Origin of the sequence: Hyphomicrobium sp. CS1BSMeth3 (assembly GCF_900117415.1) — a bacterium.
Lineage (GTDB): Bacteria > Pseudomonadota > Alphaproteobacteria > Rhizobiales > Hyphomicrobiaceae.
Genome location: NZ_FPEI01000006.1, coordinates 1,318,936 through 1,335,741, shown reverse-complemented (window position 1 = coordinate 1,335,741; position 16,806 = coordinate 1,318,936). Strand labels below are relative to the sequence as shown.

The 16,806-nt window shown below is 66.2% G+C and carries 17 protein-coding genes; 7 read left to right on the top strand and 10 right to left on the bottom strand.

Annotation, left to right across the window (positions count from 1 at the left end; all coding sequences use genetic code 11):
• Positions 1-95 precede the first annotated feature (95 nt).
• From purD to CS1BSM3_RS21295, 5 genes are read left to right on the top strand one after another with little or no spacing between them, the layout of a single operon-like run.
• Positions 96-1,388, top strand: coding sequence for a phosphoribosylamine--glycine ligase (gene purD / locus CS1BSM3_RS21315; protein WP_072390619.1), 1,293 nt, complete (start codon positions 96-98; stop codon positions 1,386-1,388).
• A complete protein-coding gene (locus CS1BSM3_RS21310) occupies positions 1,385-2,296 on the top strand; it encodes an alpha/beta fold hydrolase (RefSeq protein WP_072390616.1) in 912 nt (303 codons plus the stop codon). The genes purD and CS1BSM3_RS21310 overlap by 4 nt, the downstream gene beginning before the upstream one ends.
• Before the next feature lie 2 nt (positions 2,297-2,298).
• The gene (locus CS1BSM3_RS21305; RefSeq protein WP_072390613.1) at positions 2,299-3,216 is read left to right on the top strand and encodes an alpha/beta fold hydrolase; all 918 of its coding nucleotides are present in this window, start codon (positions 2,299-2,301) and stop codon (positions 3,214-3,216) included.
• A gap of 20 nt (positions 3,217-3,236) precedes the next feature.
• Positions 3,237-4,250, top strand: a complete 1,014-nt coding sequence (locus tag CS1BSM3_RS21300; protein WP_072390606.1) for a patatin-like phospholipase family protein — start codon at positions 3,237-3,239, stop codon at positions 4,248-4,250.
• Positions 4,251-4,252: 2 nt separating this feature from the next.
• Positions 4,253-5,134 (top strand): patatin-like phospholipase family protein, encoded by an 882-nt coding sequence (locus CS1BSM3_RS21295; RefSeq protein WP_174263747.1) that lies wholly within the window; start codon positions 4,253-4,255, stop codon positions 5,132-5,134.
• Here the strand turns inward: CS1BSM3_RS21295 and CS1BSM3_RS21290 are convergent.
• The 5 genes from CS1BSM3_RS21290 to CS1BSM3_RS21270 all read right to left on the bottom strand — a co-directional run bounded on the left by CS1BSM3_RS21290 (position 5,110) and on the right by CS1BSM3_RS21270 (position 10,292).
• Positions 5,110-5,526 carry a Rieske (2Fe-2S) protein gene (locus CS1BSM3_RS21290; RefSeq protein WP_072390600.1) on the bottom strand — a complete coding sequence of 139 codons (417 nt, stop codon included), beginning with the start codon at positions 5,524-5,526 and terminating at the stop codon, positions 5,110-5,112. The two genes, CS1BSM3_RS21295 and CS1BSM3_RS21290, sit on opposite strands and share 25 nt — an antisense overlap.
• Positions 5,527-5,569: 43 nt before the next feature.
• Entirely contained in the window at positions 5,570-6,682 is a 1,113-nt protein-coding gene (locus CS1BSM3_RS21285) for an amidohydrolase family protein (protein WP_072394241.1), read from the bottom strand.
• A 185-nt stretch (positions 6,683-6,867) separates the two neighbouring features.
• Positions 6,868-7,938 (bottom strand): amidohydrolase family protein, encoded by a 1,071-nt coding sequence (locus CS1BSM3_RS21280; RefSeq protein ID WP_072390597.1) that lies wholly within the window; start codon positions 7,936-7,938, stop codon positions 6,868-6,870.
• 226 nt (positions 7,939-8,164) lie between these two features.
• Positions 8,165-9,880, bottom strand: a complete 1,716-nt coding sequence (locus CS1BSM3_RS21275) for a heparinase II/III family protein (RefSeq protein WP_072390594.1) — start codon at positions 9,878-9,880, stop codon at positions 8,165-8,167.
• A gap of 88 nt (positions 9,881-9,968) precedes the next feature.
• The gene (locus CS1BSM3_RS21270) at positions 9,969-10,292 is read right to left on the bottom strand and encodes an ArsR/SmtB family transcription factor (RefSeq protein WP_072390591.1); all 324 of its coding nucleotides are present in this window, start codon (positions 10,290-10,292) and stop codon (positions 9,969-9,971) included.
• Between the two features lie 47 nt (positions 10,293-10,339).
• On the opposite strand from CS1BSM3_RS21270, the gene CS1BSM3_RS21265 reads away from it, so the two are divergent.
• Positions 10,340-10,822, top strand: a complete 483-nt coding sequence (locus tag CS1BSM3_RS21265) for an SRPBCC family protein (protein WP_072390588.1) — start codon at positions 10,340-10,342, stop codon at positions 10,820-10,822.
• Positions 10,823-10,846: 24 nt separating this feature from the next.
• Here CS1BSM3_RS21265 and CS1BSM3_RS28120 read toward each other — a convergent pair whose 3' ends face one another.
• The 3 genes from CS1BSM3_RS28120 to def form a co-directional block, all read right to left on the bottom strand.
• Positions 10,847-11,344, bottom strand: coding sequence for a hypothetical protein (locus tag CS1BSM3_RS28120; RefSeq protein ID WP_072390585.1), 498 nt, complete (start codon positions 11,342-11,344; stop codon positions 10,847-10,849).
• 83 nt (positions 11,345-11,427) lie between these two features.
• Positions 11,428-12,378: a methionyl-tRNA formyltransferase gene (gene fmt, locus CS1BSM3_RS21255; RefSeq protein ID WP_072394238.1), complete on the bottom strand. Its 951-nt coding sequence runs from the start codon at positions 12,376-12,378 to the stop codon at positions 11,428-11,430.
• A gap of 45 nt (positions 12,379-12,423) precedes the next feature.
• The gene (gene def / locus CS1BSM3_RS21250) at positions 12,424-12,942 is read right to left on the bottom strand and encodes a peptide deformylase (RefSeq protein WP_072394235.1); all 519 of its coding nucleotides are present in this window, start codon (positions 12,940-12,942) and stop codon (positions 12,424-12,426) included.
• 145 nt (positions 12,943-13,087) lie between these two features.
• Between def and CS1BSM3_RS21245 the strand changes: the two genes are divergently transcribed.
• Positions 13,088-14,335, top strand: a complete 1,248-nt coding sequence (locus CS1BSM3_RS21245; protein ID WP_072390582.1) for a putative ATP-dependent zinc protease — start codon at positions 13,088-13,090, stop codon at positions 14,333-14,335.
• Positions 14,336-14,469: 134 nt separating this feature from the next.
• On the opposite strand, the gene CS1BSM3_RS21240 is transcribed toward CS1BSM3_RS21245, so the two are convergent.
• Together CS1BSM3_RS21240 and CS1BSM3_RS21235 are read right to left on the bottom strand one after the other, a co-directional pair.
• Positions 14,470-15,558 (bottom strand): mandelate racemase/muconate lactonizing enzyme family protein, encoded by a 1,089-nt coding sequence (locus CS1BSM3_RS21240; protein WP_072390579.1) that lies wholly within the window; start codon positions 15,556-15,558, stop codon positions 14,470-14,472.
• 68 nt (positions 15,559-15,626) lie between these two features.
• Positions 15,627-16,700, bottom strand: a complete 1,074-nt coding sequence (locus tag CS1BSM3_RS21235) for an MBL fold metallo-hydrolase (RefSeq protein WP_072390576.1) — start codon at positions 16,698-16,700, stop codon at positions 15,627-15,629.
• Between the last annotated feature and the right edge of the window lie 106 nt (positions 16,701-16,806).

Genomic DNA, 16,806 nt, shown 5'->3' with positions numbered 1-16,806 from the left:
TCTTGCGACGCAGCGACCCGGCGGGATAGGCCACGGCGCTATAATTCGGGGGCGGCCCGGCGCGTCATGGGCGCTGCATAATAAGGGGCAGGCGGATGAACGTCCTACTGATCGGTTCCGGCGGGCGCGAGCATGCGCTCGCCTGGGCGCTGGCGGCGAGCCCGCTGCTGAGCCGCCTCTACTGCGCGCCCGGAAATGCCGGCATCGCCGAGGTCGCCGAATGCGTCCCTCTCAAGACGGACGATCATGCTGCCGTCATCCGTTTTGCGCGCGAGAAGGCTGTCGATTTCGTCGTCGTCGGCCCCGAAGCCCCGCTTGTCGCGGGCCTTGCTGACGATCTCGGTGCGGCAGGCATCAAGGTCTTCGGCCCCTCGCGTGCGGCAGCTCAGCTCGAGGGCTCCAAGGGCTTCACCAAGGATCTCTGTGCCGAGTTCAATATTCCGACGGGGGCCTATCGCCGCTTCACGGATGCGGCGTCTGCCAAGGCGTATGCGGCATCGCAATCCCTGCCCATCGTGATCAAGGCCGATGGCCTCGCGGCCGGTAAAGGCGTGACGATCGCGATGACGCGCGCCGAGGCCGATGCCGCCATCGACACCTGCTTTGCCGGTGCGTTCGGCGCTGCAGGTCATGAGGTCGTCGTCGAGGAATTCCTCGATGGCGAGGAAGCGAGTTTCTTCGCGCTCGTCGACGGCAAGAACGCGCTCGCGCTGGCGACGGCCCAGGATCACAAGCGCGTCGGCGACGGCGATACCGGCCCGAACACGGGCGGCATGGGGGCTTATTCACCGGCGCCGGTCATGACGCCCGCTCTCGTCCGGCGCACCATGGACGAGATCATCCTGCCGACCGTGCGCGGCATGGTGGCGCGCGGCACGCCTTTCCGCGGCGTGCTGTTTGCGGGCCTCATGCTGACGGCGGACGGTCCGAAGCTCATTGAATACAACGTGCGCTTTGGCGATCCCGAGACGCAGGTGCTCATGATGCGCCTGAAGTCCGATCTGCTCGCCGCGCTGCTCGCGACAGCGGACGGCGTGCTCGACAACTTCGATCTTCGCTGGTCGGACGACGTGGCGCTCACGGTCGTCATGGCCTCGAAGGGTTATCCCGGCGAGTACACCAAGGGCACGGAGATCCGTGGTCTCGATGCCGCGGCGGCTGTCGACGGCGTGCAGATCTTCCATGCGGGCACCGAGCGGCGCGACGGGCGGATCCAAGCGACTGGCGGCCGCGTTCTCAATGTGACGGCGCTCGGGCGCACTGTCAGCGACGCGCAGGCGCGCGCGTATGCGGCGGTGGACAAGATCGACTGGCCCGGCGGTTTTTGCCGACGCGACATTGGCTGGAGGGCCATTGCACGGGAGCGGCAGGAGAAAGCGGGCGGATGACCGTTCTGGACGAGCTCTTTCCGGGCTTCACCGACGAGCGCATGATTGCGCGCGGCGTTGAAATCTTCGCGCGGATCGGCGGCCGCGGTCCACCGCTCCTTCTTCTGCACGGCTATCCTGAGACGCACGCCTGCTGGCATCGCGTGGCGCCCGCTCTGGCCCAGCACTTCACCGTCATCGCGCCTGATCTGCGCGGGTATGGCCGTAGCGGTTGCCCGTCGTCCGACGGCAATCACCGGGCCTACTCCAAGCGCACGATGGCCCTCGATATTGCCGCGCTTATGACGGCCCTCGGCTACGAGCATTTCAGCGTCATGGGACACGACCGCGGCGCGCGCGTCGGCTTCCGCCTCGCGCTCGATGCGCCAAAGCGCGTCGAACGCCTCGTTCTCCTCGACATCATCGCAACGAGCGATATTGCGCGGCTCCGGGAGGAGGGCTTCAAGTTCGGGATGCTGCACGGCGTGTTCCTGTCACAGCCGGCCCCGCTCCCCGAGAGCCTGATCATGCAGAACCCGCAGGATTGGGTCGAAAGCCGCTTTCGCCGCGCGACACTGGCGAAATCATCGGATGTGATCCATCCTGTGGCCATGGCTGACTACATCGATATGCTGGCGCACGCGGATCGCGTTCACGCCACCTGCGAGGACTATCGCTCGGAACATCGCGTCGATCTGGTTTTGGACCAGAACGACCGGGATGCCGGCACGCGCATCTCGTGCCCTGTTCAGGTGCTCTGGGCGACGGAAGGATCGCTCGCGGAGATTGCGGATCCGCTCGCCGTATGGGCGCCGTGGTGCGCGCATCTTTCCGGCGGTCCGATCGAGAGCGGACATTTCATTCCCGAGGAAAATCCGGCGGCGCTGATCGAGCGGGCTCTGCCGTTCCTGCGTGCAAAGGAGGCGTGAGCATGGCCGACCTGCCGGACCTCTTTCCGGGTTTCGAGACGCACGTCATCGACGTGCCTGGTGCCGAGATCTTCGCCCGCGTTGGGGGCAACGGGCCGCCGCTCCTGTTGCTGCACGGCTATCCGCAGACACATGTCTGCTGGCACAAGGTCGCGCCGGAGCTTGCGCGCCACTTCACGCTCGTCATCCCGGATCTGCGCGGATATGGCGCGAGCCGGGGCCCGGGCGACTCGGAGGAGGTCGACGCGCAGCATCTGGCCTACTCGAAGCGCGCCATGGCCGCTGACTTCGTGGCGCTCATGCGCGTGCTCGGTCACGATCGCTTTGCCGTCGTCAGTCACGATCGCGGGGCGCGGGTTGGATATCGCCTCGCCCTCGACCATCCCGACAGCGTTTCGCGCCTTGCCGTCCTCGACATCGTCACGACGCTCGATGCCTGGGCAGATACACGCAGGGAGACCGTGATCGGGCGCTTCCATTGGAGCTTCCTCGCGCGGCCGGCACCATTTCCGGAGACGCTCATCGGGCGCGATCCCGTGTACTTCCTCGAGTATCTGCTGACGCAGTGGACGGCGAGCGGCGACCTCTCCGCGTTCGACCCGGCAGCGCTTGCACATTATCGCGCGGCCTTCATGAAGCCCGAGGTCATTCATGCGAGCTGCGAGGATTATCGCGCGGGCGCGACGAGCGATGTCGCGTTCGATACTGCGGACAAGGCCGCGGGCCGCCAGATCGCATGTCCCATGCTGGCACTCTGGGGTGTCGAGCGCGGGCAGGGCGCGATCAACACGCCGCTCAAGGCTTGGGAGCCGTGGTGCCCGCATATCCAAGGCGCCGGCGTCGTGTCAGGCCATTTCCTGCCCGAGGAGCAGCCGGCAGCCACGCTCTCGCATCTGATACCGTTTCTGCTTGCCACCTGACGGGGGCGCACGCGCGCGACATGCGTAAGAGTATCGTCACGAGCAAACCTTCTGAAGCGCGGCGGCCGGTGGCGGTGTCGCGGGAGCCGAGCATTGGGCTCGCGCTCGGGGGTGGCGGTGCGCGCGGGCTCGCGCATGTGCTCATTCTCGAAGCCTTCGACGAGCTCGGCATCCGGCCGACCTTCATCACCGGCACGTCGATCGGCGCCATCTATGGGGCTGCCTATGCCGCCGGGCTCTCGGCGGCGCTCATCCGCGCCCACACCGAGGAGATCCTCGCCCAGCGCCTCGACCTTGCGCGCAATCTGATCGCGGCGCGCTCCGATCCGGTGCAGAAGCTCTTTCGCCTCTTCTCGCTGCGCTCCTCGCTGCTGAAGCCCGAAACGCTGCTCGAGCACATCCTGCCCTCGCGCGTGCCGCGCCGCTTCGAGGATCTGCGCATCCCGCTCGCCGTTGTCGCGACGGATTTCTACGCGCAGGACAGCATCGTCTTCACCGAAGGCGACCTGCGCCAGGCGATCGCCGCGAGCATTGCGCTGCCCGTCATTTTCCAGCCGGTGATCGTCAATAACCGCGCGCTCATGGATGGCGGGCTCGTCGATCCGCTGCCTTTCGATCTCGCCTCGGCGGCTGCGGATATCAGTGTTGCGGTGGACGTTTCGGGCGCGCCGCGATCGGATCCGCGCGAGATGGGCCCGGGCGCGGTCGAGGCCATTGTCGCGTGCTCGCAGATCCTGCAACGCTCGCTCGTGCGCGAGAAGCTCAAGCGCCAGCAGCCCGATATCTACATCGACGTCGATGTCGATGCTTTTCACGTGCTCGAGTTCCACCGCTTTCGCGAGATCCTCGCCGCCGCGGCGCCGGCAAAGGACCTTCTCAAGCGCAAGCTCGACCTGCTCATGGTCAGCCACACGGTTCCCGCTGCCGAGCCGGTGCCCGCCATCACCGATCAGTCACCGCAAGCAATGGAGACGCCGCCGCCCAAGCGTCGCCGTCTTTCGCTTGGCCTCAAATCGCGTAAACGCAAGGAATGAGCATGGACGCGCAGCCCCTCTCCAGCCCGTCTACGCGTCCGACTGTGGCGCTCGCTCTTGGCGGCGGGGCCGCACGCGGCACCGCGCACATCGCGATGCTCGAAGCCTTCGACGAGCTCGGCATCCGCCCGAAGGTCATTGCAGGCTGCTCGATCGGCGCCGTGATGGGCGCCTGCTACGCAGCGGGGCTTTCGGCGAAGGACATACGCGCGCACCTTGCGCCGCTCGTCGTCGGCCGCAGCGCCGTCGTGAAGCGTATCCTCGGCCATCCATCCAAGCTGTTCAAGCTCTGGAGCCCGCGCTATCCGACTATTGTGGACGGGCCGACGCTCTTGGAGATCCTCCTCCCCAAGGCCGTTAATACTGACTTCGCGCGCCTCACCATCCCGCTGCATCTCATGGCTGTCGACTACGCCACCATGGAGTCGGTCGTGCTCAGCAAGGGGCCGGTCATCCCAGCCATCACGGCCAGCTCGTCATTGCCTTCGCTCATGCGGCCGGTGGAGATCGACGGTCGCGTGCTGTTCGACGGCGGCTTCGCCAATCCCACGCCGTTCGACGTCGTCCAGGACAAGGCCGATATCACCATCGCCGTCGATGTCGGCGGCCGGCCCGACCTTCGCAGGCCGGTTGCTTCTCACGGGAAAGAGGAGCTGTGGGATGGCGCCTTTTTCGCGCTCTTCAATGCCATCGTGCGCGAGAAGGAAGCGCGGCGCGCGCCGGACCTGATGCTGCGCCCTGATGTCGGGCTCTACCGCACCATGGATTTCCCGAAGATGGACGAAATTCTCGCGAGATGCGCGCCCGAGAAGGCGCGCCTGAAACAGTTCCTCGCCGAGCGTGTTCTTGCCGGTGCCGCTCAGGGCACATCGAGCACGATGTAGTCATCCTCGACACTGACGTTGAACGTCTCGGCCTTGTACGGTCCCTCGACGACGCTTGCGCCGGCCTCGACCGCGACCGGGAACTGCATGAGCCGCATGCGCCGGGGATCGCAGTAGGAGCGCCCCGTGCGCACGTCGAACTCCCACTGATGCCAGGGACAGCGCAGGATCTCGCCCTTGCGCTCATACTGATAGTCGCCAGGGCCATCCGAGCGCACGAGCCCGGTGAGGAGACCGCCGCACAGGCTCGCGCCCTTGTGCGGACACTTGTCGGACAGCGCGAACAGCTCGCCCTTGATGTTGAGCACCACGATGTCGCGGTTCTCGACGCTGACTTTCTTGCGCGTGCCGGGCGGCAGGTCCGCAGCGCGGGCCACGACATGACGGGTCACGGTCTCGAATGCTCCAGCGTTCGGGCCTGCACTTTGCGCGGCATCAGTTCAGCCGGAAAACCGACTTCCCGTTCTCGGCGACGATGCGGCGGTGCTGCTCGGTGGTGACGCCGGCCGGGAACGCGCGGAAGGGATCGTCGAAATCCCAATGCGGGTAGTCCGAGGCGAACAGCAGCTTGTCCCAGCCGATCCAATCCATGATGTCGAGCACGTGGCGGCGATCGTCCGGCTCTTCCATGGGCTGCGTCGTGAAGTACACGTGATCGCGGATGTACTCCGAGGGGCGGCGCTTGAGGTGGGGCACTTCACTCCGCAGCCGCTCGAAGACCTTGTCGAGACGGAAGGCGAGCGCTGGCGCCCATGCGAAGCCGCCCTCGATCATCACGACCTTGAGCTTCGGGAAGCGCTCGAACACGCCCTCGATGACGAGGCTCGTCACGACCGTCTGGCACGAGGTGGAATGCCCCGCGCCTTCCTCGATGTAATACGAGGGCCAGCCGGCACCCGAGACCGGATGCCCGCTCGTGCCGAACACGTGGAAGCCGATCGGCAGGTTGTAGCGCTCGGCCGCTTCGTAGATCGGCCAGTAGCGCCGGCTGCCGAGAGGCTCCGAGGAGCGCGTCAGCAGGAAGACCTGCCCGAAATCCGTGTCGGCGCCGCAGCGCTCGATTTCCTTCGCCGAGGCGACGCCGTCCTCGTAGGGCACGACGAGGCCGCCCTTGAGCCGCTTCTCCGGCCGCGTGAACGTATCGCGCTGCCAGTCGTTCGTCGCCGAGCACATGGCCGCCGAAAGCTCGAGGTTCATCTCGCCCTGGCCCGTATTGCCGAGCGGCCCGAGAATGCCGTGCTCGACGCCATAAGCATCGAGGTGCTGCTCCTGCATGAGCCTGAGGGACGAGCCGGGGCGTCCACCTTCCTCGGGCCAGGCGTCGCGCCGGCAGGCGAGCGGCGCCGACTTCGGATAGGGCTCGCCGTTGGAGCTGCCGTGCTTGCGGCGCATCCCGTACGTTTCGTAGTGGTCCCACCAGCGCTTGCTCAGGTACGGCTTGAAATCGGCCATCGAGCGAACGGCTGGGTGAATATCGCCGTCGATCACGGCGAGGCGGTTCGGCGCCGCGCTGCCCTTGCCGTTGGCGGTCGTGATTGCGGGGCCCATCGGGTCGTCAAGCGGCATGAGAGCCTCCTAGTGTGCTAATTCCGAAGTCCGCCACCACATCGCGGCGGGCGTCGGAGGCGGACTTCGGAATTTGAACCACACTAGAGTCATAGCTTTGCTAGTGTGATTCAGATCGAGAAATTCGTTCTGTACCGTGCCGCGACATGTGACGAATTTCTCGATCATCACACTAGTCGCGCGTAGGTTGCGAGAGGATTGTCGATCAGGATCTTCTTGCGCAGCGTCGCATCGATGCCGACGGGCATCATGTCGTCGTTGTCGAACTGCCAGTGCGGGAAGTCGCTCGCAAAGAGCAGCATCTCATCGGATTGAAGCTGGTCCATGAGCCGCCCGACGGTTTCGCCCGAAGCCGGGGCGTCGAACGGCTGGATGGTCAGGCGCACATGATCGCGCACGAACTCGATGGGCGAGCGATCGATCCATGGCACTTCAAGGCGAACGCCGCGCCAGAATTTCGAAAGCCGCCAGAGGTAGGGGCCGATCCACGTCACGCCGGACTCGATCAGCACGAGCTTCAGCTTCGGGAACTTGACGAACACGCCCTCGGCGATGAACGAGCCGAGCTGCGTGTGAAAGGCGAGCGACTGCGCGGCATAGTCTTCGAGGTAATAGCTCGGCCAGCCGGAGCCGGTCGTCGCGTGATGGTAGCTCGAGCCTGCGTGGATGCCGATCGCGAGGCCGTGCTTCTCGGCGGCCTTCCAAACCGGCCAGAAGTGGCTCTTGCCGAGCGGCTGTTCGCCCATGGCGAGCGCGAGCACCTGCACGAAGCGCTTGTCGGCAGCGCAACGCTCGATTTCCTCGACGGCCAGTTCCGGGTTCTGCAGCGGCAGCACGATTGAAGCCCGATAGCGCGGATCGCGGTCGAGCCATTCGGCGCGCATCCAGTCGTTGACGGCGCTGCAGAAGGCCGCGGCCATGTGCTCGTCGCGGATGAGCTGGACCGCGTAGAGGCAGTTCAGGATCGAATGGGCAAAGCCGTGCCGGTCCATGAGCGCAGCAGCGGTGCGTCCGGCATCCGTATCGGCGCGCGCACGGCCCTTGGCCTTGTCGGCGCGCCAGTCAGGCCGCAGCGTGATGGGCGCATTCGGCGGATAAGCAACCGACTCGAACGCCGTAATGCCGCGCACCTCGACGGTCTCGCGCCAGTACTCGTTCATGTGCTTCTTGAGCGCATCGATATTCGGGACGTGCGGATGCACGTCGCAGTCGATGGCGCCCTTCCAGTCGGCTGACAATGCGCGTCTCTCCCACTCGGCGGCTTCGGCCGCTCTCGCCCATGAATCTACAGCACTAATATTTCACGCAAGGGCAGTGATGGCTAGTGCCGGAGGGGCCTATTTGAGCGGTCCTGCAATGCATGTGAGGGCGTGCGATCGCGCCTTTGGCGCGAGCGAGGCCACGGCCTCGCGCTCCGTCCGGGGGACACCCCCGGATCCCCCGTCTTTTTGAGATTTTATCGCGTCAGGTTTCGCGATCCACATCCGCACGTTCCAGGCGCCAGCGCACGATGCTCTCGCCGGGCGTCGCGCCGCGCAGCACGATTTGCTGGCTGAGCCGGGGCCCCGAGTAGTGCGCGTAGTCGAAGCTCTGCTCGAGCACGAGGGCTGCACCTTCGGCGCTGAAGCGCCATTGACGGCCGTCCAATGTTTCGATGTGCGCCGTCCCCGCGGTTTCACCGAGCCGGCAGAGCGTGTCTGGATGCAGGTGAAAGTGGATCGCAAATGGCAGGTCGCGGTTGAGCCGGAGCGTACCGCTCGGCGCCCCGAGCCGATCCTCGCCTTCGATGCGCGCGCCATTGGCGGAAATGAACAGTCGACGTGTGTAGCGCGGGCCGAAATCTTTGACGTAGCCGTCATGGCTCGCCCGCACGCCCGATCCCTCGGGGCTCGTGCTCACGCCATAGCGGACCTCGCCCTGCTGGCGGATGGGCGGCGCGCCCGCCCACTTCTCCAGGAGCCGCGCCCGCACGAGCCGGGATGAGGAGCGATCGGCCAAGCAAAGCGTGTTGTGGCTCGCCGTCGCGCGCGAGGCTGCGCGCATGGCTTCATGTGCCTGGCCCGGCGAGCCGCAGTTCGCAAACAGCAGGCATGTGCCGACGCTCAGCTCGAATGAAAGGCAGCCGGCGTGCGCGTGTCCCGCAAGCTCCAGCGGCGGCGGCGCGCCGACATCCATGATCAGGACCGTTCCGCCATGTTCGAGGCGGACATAGCGCGATTGCAGCATTGCCGGCAGCGGCGCATCCGGCGCTGGATCATAGGCGATCACTGTCGCAAGGGCATCGGCTTCGGTTCGCCCCATGCCGTTGAAGCGGGCGAGCGTGCCGTTGCCGAGCCGCATGGCCTTCAGGAAGGCGATCATGCGGTCGATGGCGTCCACCAGGGCACGTGGCGCAGCGCGCCCGCGCGCGACGTAGCATTGGCGGAGCGGCATGAGATCGAGCAGGATCTCCACCGGAATGCCGGGATTGCGGCTGATGTGCCCACCGTCCGGGAGGATCTGGCGATTGAGCTCATCGCCGAAGAGGCGCTGCATGCGCCGAAGTTGGCGGTCATGGCCGGCCACACAGAGGTCCGCGAGCACGAGCGCGGTCAGCGTGAGCAGGCGCTCGTGGCCCGCCGGCGCGTCACGCCAGGAGGTTGCAAGAAACTGGATCTGCTGGCCGAGGCTGTCCGTCGTCGCTTCATAGGCGCGGGGTGAAACGCCCTCCAGAATGAGGCTCGCGTGACTGATCCACGAGATGATCCGGCGTGCGATGACCGCGTGAGGATCTGTCCGCGGGAACGTCAGGGCATTGCGCTGGACCCATTCCGCGACGAGCCGGCGCGCCATGGCATAGGCCGCATCGCTGTTTGCCGCGCGCAGGTCGCGCAGCCAGCCAAAGCCATTGAGCTCGCGTGCCCAGGCTGGAGACGGCGGCAGCAGGGCAAAGGGTGAGTGCCCATTGAGATCGACGATGGCGCCCCCGAGCCCGAGCTGGCCGGCTGCCAGCTCCTCGAAGAGGCTGGGATCGGGCGTGCGCAGATCCGGCGGGACGATCAGCAACTCGTCGGCGATGCCGGGCCCCGCGAGCCAGCGCAGGGCCCGCGTGCGCATGGCGCGGCTCAGGGCGCGGCGACGCGTGCGCGCCAAGGCGAGCCGCGCCAGATGAAGGCGCTCGCCCGGCGTCAGCTTGATCATCGACCTCGTTCCGGATGCCATGATCCCCCCAGTCGCTCGGATACCCTTATCACCACAATGATGGCAAGGCGGTGAGGAGGTCCGCCGCTCAGCCCTCGAGATCCGACTTGAGGCGATCCAGCATTTCGACGCTGCGGGACGCGTAGGGGCCGATCCAGCGGTCGTGAATATGCTTGATTGGCAAGGGGTTGAGGACGTTCCAGCGGACGCGGCCCTGGCGCCGCACGATCACGAGGTCGGCGTCCTCGAGCACCTTGAGGTGTTGCATGACCGTGCAACGGTCGAGGGCCGGGAATCGCGCGCAGAGCGCGCCTGTCGTCTGCGGATCGTCCTTCAATGCATCCAGTATGGAGCGCCGCGTCTGAGCGGCTAGCGCCTTGAAAATGCGATCGGCCGAATCGTCGGTTGACATGTTATATAAATATAACATGATGGGTGGGCGTACAAGGAGGATGCCCCATGGAGCTGAAGTTCAAGGTTGCTGCGCATATCGCGAGGCCGGTGTCGGAAGTCTTCGAGGCGGTCGCCAATCCGGCCGAGCTCTCCCGCTATTTCACGACGGGCGGCGCCAAAGGCCGGCTCGAGACCGGCGCCACGGTGATGTGGGATTTCCACGACTTTCCGGGTGCATTCCCGGTCGAGGTGGTCGAGGTCGTGAAGGATCAGCGGATCGTGCTGCGCTGGGAAGCGAACGACGGTGCGCCTTCGGACGGTGACGCCGCGGTGACAGCCTCGGCCGGATACAAGACGATGGTGACCATGACCTTCGAGGCGCTCGAGGACGGCCGCACGCTCGTCTCGATTGCAGAGGAAGGCTGGCGCCAGACGCCCGGCGGTCTCAAGGCCTCTTACGGCAACTGCCAGGGCTGGACGCAAATGCTCTGCGCGATGAAGGCGTACATCGAGTACGGCATCAATCTGCGCGAGGGCATGTTCAAGTAGAAGCGTTGAGGCCGGCGCCGCCGCTTAGCGTCCGCGACCACCGCCGCCACCACCGGCGCGACTGCCGAAGGGTCCAAAGCCGCCGCGCCCGGCGCCCGGGACGTGGATCATGTGGCCACCATGTCCGCGGCCGCGGTGAAACTGGCCGCGTCCGCGCCGGCCGTCGACGATGTAGCCGCCGAGGCCATAGCCGTAGTAGCCGTCGTAGTAGCCACCATCGTAGTAGTCGCCGCCGTTGCCGCCCCCGTTCTCCGAGTACTGATACAGATACTGGTGCTGGTTGACGGTGATGTTGCGCTCTTCGATGGTGAGGTTCAGCGGCGTCTTGCCATCCGGATTGATGATGACGTGGCGCTCCGCCGGTAAGGCGCGGTACACGCGAACGCCTTCCTCGATCGTGACCGATGCACCATAGAACGGGCGCGTCTCGATGCGCGTGAGGGAGGCTGCTGCTGCGGCTGTGGCGCCGCCGAGCAGCAGGGCGAGGCTGAGAAACGAGGTGGACAGCAGCGCGCGACGCATGATGGTACAACTCCGGCAGGAACGCATTCGGGGGCTATACTACCCGAGCCGTGAAGATCTTCTTAAGAATTTGGTAACGATGCTTAACGTTCGTCGGCCTGTGTAGCGAGCACGCACGTGCCGGCAGGAAGGCTGAAGCCGCGCAGCAGTTCGGCGAGGCTCATGGGCTTTTTGCCGGCGCGCTGCACTTCGATGAGGCGGACGGCGCCGGTCGCACAGGCGATCGTGCCGGTGTCATCGAGGAGAGTGCCCGCAGCACCGGAGCCTTGGACCTGTGTCGCGCGAAGCACCTTCAGGCGTTCGACGCGGCCCTCGTGCCGTACTTCGAAGAAGGCGCCGGGCCACGGCGAGAGCCCGCGGATCTGGTTGTGCACTTCGGCGGCAGATCGAGCCCAGTCGATGCGGGCCTCGGCCTTTTCGATCTTGGCGGCATAGGTCACGCCGTCCGACGGCTGCGGCGTGCACGCGAGCGTGTTCTTCTCGAGAGCCGCCAGCGCCTCGACCATGAGCGCAGCTCCGCGCGCGGCCATCAGATCGTGGAGTTCGCCAGCCGTCATCTCCGGACCAATGGCGATCGGCGCGGTCGCGCAGACGGGACCTGTATCGAGGCCCTCATCCATACGCATGATGCTGGCTGCCGTCTCGGTGTCGCCGGCCATGACCGCGCGCTGGATGGGCGCTGCGCCGCGCCAGCGCGGGAGCGCCGAGGCATGAAGATTGAAGCAGCCGAAGCGCGGCGCGTCGAGGATCGTGCGCGGCAGAATGAGGCCGTAGGCAACCACGACAGCGGCATCGGCCCGGTGCGCCCTGAAAGTTTCCTGCGCCGCCGGATCGCGGAGCGTGCGCGGTGTCAGAACCGCTATCCCCGCATTGTCCGCAAATTTGTGGACGGGTGATTTCTGCTCGTGCATCCCGCGCCCGGCAGGTCGCGGCGGCTGGGAGTAGACGGCAACGACCTTATGGCCAGCTTCGGCGATCGCCGCCAGCGTCGGCACGGAGAAGTCCGGCGTGCCCATGAACACAATGCGCAGCATGTCCATTGAGCTCCAAGAGCGCCCGACTGAGCCAACGGCCGTCACTCAGACCGCAGGGCCGTCCTTCGCCTGCTTGCGGAAGCGGCGGACGATCATGTCACGCTTCAGGCGGGTCAGAAAGTCGATGATCAGCTTGCCGTCGAGATGATCCATCTCGTGCTGGATGGCGGTCGCGAGCAGGCCGTCTGCCGTCAGCTCCTGGCGCGCGCCCGTCCGGTCCGTGTAGCGCACGGTCAGCGATGATGGCCGCTCGATCTCGATCCGCACATCGGGAATGGAGAGGCAGCCTTCCTCGTGCACGCGCATCTCGCCGCCGAGTGACAGGATCTCGGGATTGATCATGGCGATCGGCTGCTTCTCGTCGTCCTTGTCGCTGACGTCGAGGACCAGCAGGCGGCGCGGCACGCCCACCTGCACGGCGGCGAGCCCCACGCCCGGCGCCGCGTACATGGTTTCCAGCATGTCGTCGACCAACCTATTCAGCTCGTCGTCGACGCGTTCAATTGGCGCAGACGGCTGGCGGAGAATGGGGTCGGGGAGGATAATGATCGGTAGCTTGGCCATGCCGCTCAGATAGGCAACCGCGCCGTGCTGGTCAATTGTCATTCCGGTCGTATGCTCAGCATCCGGGACGGCATTGCGCTCGGGCCCCGACTGGGCTACCTGCTCGCAGGATCGATCCGGCAACTGCCAATGCGAGGAAAGGGACGTGTCTGAGGCCTTCGTGCTCGGCTGGGAGGAATGGGTCGGCCTGCCCGATCTGGATCTGCCCGCGATCAAGGCGAAGGTCGACACCGGCGCCAAAACCTCGGCGCTGCACGCCTTCTTCGTCGAGCCCTTCGGATCCGCATCCCGTCGCATGGTGCGCTTCGGCGTTCATCCCATTCCTGGCCGCAATGACGTGAAGGTCATTTGCACGGCCGAGGTGATCGATCATCGCGAGGTGACGAGCTCGAATGGCGAGAGCGAGATGCGCTACGTCATCCGCACGGCTCTCAAGCTCGGCGAGCGCACGTGGCCGGTCGAGCTCACGCTCGCCAACCGCGAGACCATGAGCTACCGCATGCTGATCGGCCGCCAGGCCATCCAGGACGACATGCTCGTCGATCCTGCGACGTCCTTTCGCCAGCCGCGCCTCAGCTATCGTCGATACGACATTCCGACGCGCACGGCCGAGGATCGCCGCCCGCTCACCATCGGCCTTCTCACGCGCCGCCCCGACAATGCCACCAACCGGCGCATCCAGCGTGTTGCTGAGCGACGTGGCCACAAGCTCGTCATGGTCGACCGCGACCGCGTCTCGCTCTTCATCGACACGAACGAACCGGCGATCCTGCTCGATGGCGAGACCGCGCCGCATTGCGACGCGCTGATTGTGCGGCCTGGTCGCGGCACGCCGACTTTCTCGGCAGCCGTGGCGCGCCAGTTCGAGACGCTCGGCGCGGTCGTCATCAATGGACCCGATCCGCTGCTGCGCGTGTCCGATCCGCTCGCGACGCGCCAGCTTCTCGCGCGCGCGGGCATTCCTGTTCCGGCCGCTGCCGTCAGCAGTGCTGCGACAAATCCAGACGCTGCCGACCGGCATCTCTTCGCCGATGGCTTCAGCAGTCATGCGCTGGGCCCGCTCGTTCGCCACACGATCGTCGGCAACCGTGCCGTGGCGGCGATGTCGCGCACGTCACGTGAACGCGATGACATCCACGCCGAAGCCGAATGGCGCACGGACGACGCGGCGGCAATCGAGGCGACGCGCGCCGTTGCCGAGCGTGCGGCGCGTGTGCTCGGGCTGGAACTTGCAGGTGTTGACGCGATCGCCGGGCCCCAGGGGCCGATCGTCGTCGGTGTGACGGCATCGCCCGCGATCTCGCTCGCCGAGCGCGTCACAGGCGCGGCAATTTCCGAGGCCATCGTCGTGTACCTCGAGCAGACCGCGCGGCCTGTCGTGCGAAATCAATAAAAGACGGGGGTTCGGGGGTGTCCCCCGGGCGGAGCGCGAGGCGGCAGCCCTGTTCGCGCTTTCAGCGCGAGCGAGGCCAGCCTCGCGCTCCGCCCGGGGGACACCCTCCCGAACCCACCCGCCTTTATGGACTTTCAGCGCACGCGATAGCGTTCGATCGCATCAGGATCGAACGTGAAGCCGAGGCCGGGACGGTCGGGAACCACGGCATGGCCGTCCTCGATGACCATGCGCTCGCGATAGAGCATGGCCGTCCACGGCATGTATTCCAGCCACGTCGCGTTGGCGAAGGCGCCGAGGATCGAGAGGCTCGGCTCCGTGAAGAGGTGATTGGAGATCGCAATATCGTGCGCGGCGGCGAGGTGCGCGACCTTGATGAATTCGCTCACGCCGCCGACGCGACCGAGATCCGCCATCCAGATATCGGCCGAGCCATGCGCCAGCATCTCGCGGAAACCGTAGCGCGTCGCCTCCGTCTCACCGCTCGCGATCGGCGTGTCGATCGCGGCTGCGACACGACCCGATCCACGGTGGTCATAGGGCGGCACCGGCTCCTCGTACCACGTGAGGTCGAAGGCTTCGAGCTTGCGGCCGAGGCGGATCGCGTGATCGGCCGTGAAGCCGCGGCTCGCATCGCACATGAGCGATACCTTCGGGCCGATGGCCTTGCGCACGGCGGCGACGCGCTCGACATCCTCCTCGATGTGCTTCTTGCCGACGCGCATCTTCACGCCCGCAAAACCCTGCGCGACATAGCCGGCAGCCTCCTTGGCGAGCTCATCCGGCGTCGCCGAGAGCCAGAGGCCTGCGCTCGAATAGACGGGAATGCGGTCGTGGGCGCTGCCGAGCATGCTGGTGAAGGATGCATTGAGCGCCTTGCCTTTGGCATCCCAGAGCGCGGTGTCGATCGCCGCGAGGCCGAAGATGGTCACGCCCTTGTGGCCGAGGAAGTAGAGCTCGCGCCAGAGCTTGTCCCAAATGCGCTCGGCATGACGCACATCCGAGCCGACCACCGCGGGCTTGAGGCTCTGCACCATGGTCTCGAGCACTTCGATGCGTCGTCCGCCGTTCGTGAAGAGAAAGCTCTCGCCCGTGACGCCGACGTCCGTGTCGAGGAACACGAGCACGCAGCGAATGCGGTCATGGCCGACGCCGCTCGAGTTGAGCGTCGGCCGCGCGAGTGGCAGCTCGACGATGATCGTGCGCAGATCCGTGACGCGCATGGCGCATTCCCCCAGGCAGGTGTTTTCTTTGCTCCAGGTTCGCGCGGTCGAGGCAGAGAGCGCAAGCCTCAATGCGCGGCCATGAGCTCGCTGTCGGGCTCTTCGGCGCGGCCATAGAGAATGCGACCGTCCGGTGCCTTGGTGCGGACGGCGCGGCCCCGGCCGACGAGATAATTGGCGTGGGCCAGTGTCTCCGCGAGCGCGAGGCGACCCTGGCCTTCAGCCACAGCCCGGGCGAAGAGCCCACGAGCCAGCTCCATGGCAACACGCGGCCGGTCCATGAGGCGGCCGAGGTCGTCGAGGCGCAACTCGTGATGGCGCGCGAGTTGATCGGCGCGCGCGTGCAGGCCGTAGAACGGGAGGCCGTGCGAGGGGAGCACTAGCGCATCCGCCGGAAGGGCCTTGAAGCGCGGAAGCGAGGCGAGATAGTCGGCGAGCGGATCGGCTTCCGGCATGGCCGGGAACACGCCGATCATGGGCGAGATGCGCGAGAGGATCTGATCGCCTGCGATGAGAATGCGATCCTCGGCACACCAGAAGGAAGCGTGCTCGATGGCGTGTCCGCCGGCGACGATCACCTCCCAGTCGCGCTCGCCAAAGCGGATGGTATCGCCATCGCGCAGGCGCGTAAGCGTGATCGGCAATGGGCCGAGCAGCGCGTGCGTCCGCTCGCGATCGGCGCGGTAGGAGGCGAGCGTGTCGTCGTCGCAGCCATGGGCCGTCAGAAAGCGCTGGGCGCCATCGGTTGCCGATTTCGACTGCGCATCCCAGATGCGGACCTGTGCCGACATCCATTCGCCGAGCGTCGAGACGAAGGGCACATCGCCCGCGCGCTCGGTCAGCCAGCCGGAAAGACCCACGTGGTCCGTGTGACCGTGGGTTGCAACGAGGCGATTGACACGCGCATCGGCGAGCGGTCCGGTGAACAGCGCTTCCCACACGGCGCGGGCGTCAGCCGTATCAGCGCCGGTGTCGATGATCGTCCAGCCGTCGGCATCGCGCAGCAGCCACACATTGACGTGATTGAGCCGGAAGGGGAGCGGCAGACGGGCCCAGAGAATGCCGGGGGCGATCTGGTATGTCTCGGTGCCCTGAGGGTGGCTCTCATGCAGATAGCGGATTTCGGCTGCCGCTGTTGTCATGCGGTATCGCGCTCCTGATCAATGGGCCCCAGCCCTCTGGTGGCTCGACGTAGCGCACCGGCGCTGCCGCCGCCAGCGTGCGTCGCGCATGGCTGCCGACCGGGAA

Bases quoted from the DNA above. Each gene is read 5' to 3' on its own strand.
- CS1BSM3_RS21305 (WP_072390613.1), top strand. From the start codon at position 2,299: ATGGCCGACCTGCCGGACCTCTTTCCGGGTTTCGAGACGCACGTCATC.
- def (WP_072394235.1), bottom strand. From the start codon at position 12,942: ATGGCCAAGCTACCGATCATTATCCTCCCCGACCCCATTCTCCGCCAG.
- fmt (WP_072394238.1), bottom strand. From the start codon at position 12,378: ATGCTGCGCATTGTGTTCATGGGCACGCCGGACTTCTCCGTGCCGACG.
- CS1BSM3_RS21310 (WP_072390616.1), top strand. From the start codon at position 1,385: ATGACCGTTCTGGACGAGCTCTTTCCGGGCTTCACCGACGAGCGCATG.
- CS1BSM3_RS21285 (WP_072394241.1), bottom strand. From the start codon at position 6,682: ATGGGCCCCGCAATCACGACCGCCAACGGCAAGGGCAGCGCGGCGCCG.
- CS1BSM3_RS28120 (WP_072390585.1), bottom strand. From the start codon at position 11,344: ATGCGTCGCGCGCTGCTGTCCACCTCGTTTCTCAGCCTCGCCCTGCTG.
- purD (WP_072390619.1), top strand. From the start codon at position 96: ATGAACGTCCTACTGATCGGTTCCGGCGGGCGCGAGCATGCGCTCGCC.
- CS1BSM3_RS21240 (WP_072390579.1), bottom strand. From the start codon at position 15,558: ATGCGCGTCACGGATCTGCGCACGATCATCGTCGAGCTGCCACTCGCG.
- CS1BSM3_RS21275 (WP_072390594.1), bottom strand. From the start codon at position 9,880: ATGATCAAGCTGACGCCGGGCGAGCGCCTTCATCTGGCGCGGCTCGCC.
- CS1BSM3_RS21300 (WP_072390606.1), top strand. From the start codon at position 3,237: ATGCGTAAGAGTATCGTCACGAGCAAACCTTCTGAAGCGCGGCGGCCG.
- CS1BSM3_RS21295 (WP_174263747.1), top strand. From the start codon at position 4,253: ATGGACGCGCAGCCCCTCTCCAGCCCGTCTACGCGTCCGACTGTGGCG.
- CS1BSM3_RS21270 (WP_072390591.1), bottom strand. From the start codon at position 10,292: ATGTCAACCGACGATTCGGCCGATCGCATTTTCAAGGCGCTAGCCGCT.
- CS1BSM3_RS21265 (WP_072390588.1), top strand. From the start codon at position 10,340: ATGGAGCTGAAGTTCAAGGTTGCTGCGCATATCGCGAGGCCGGTGTCG.
- CS1BSM3_RS21235 (WP_072390576.1), bottom strand. From the start codon at position 16,700: ATGACAACAGCGGCAGCCGAAATCCGCTATCTGCATGAGAGCCACCCT.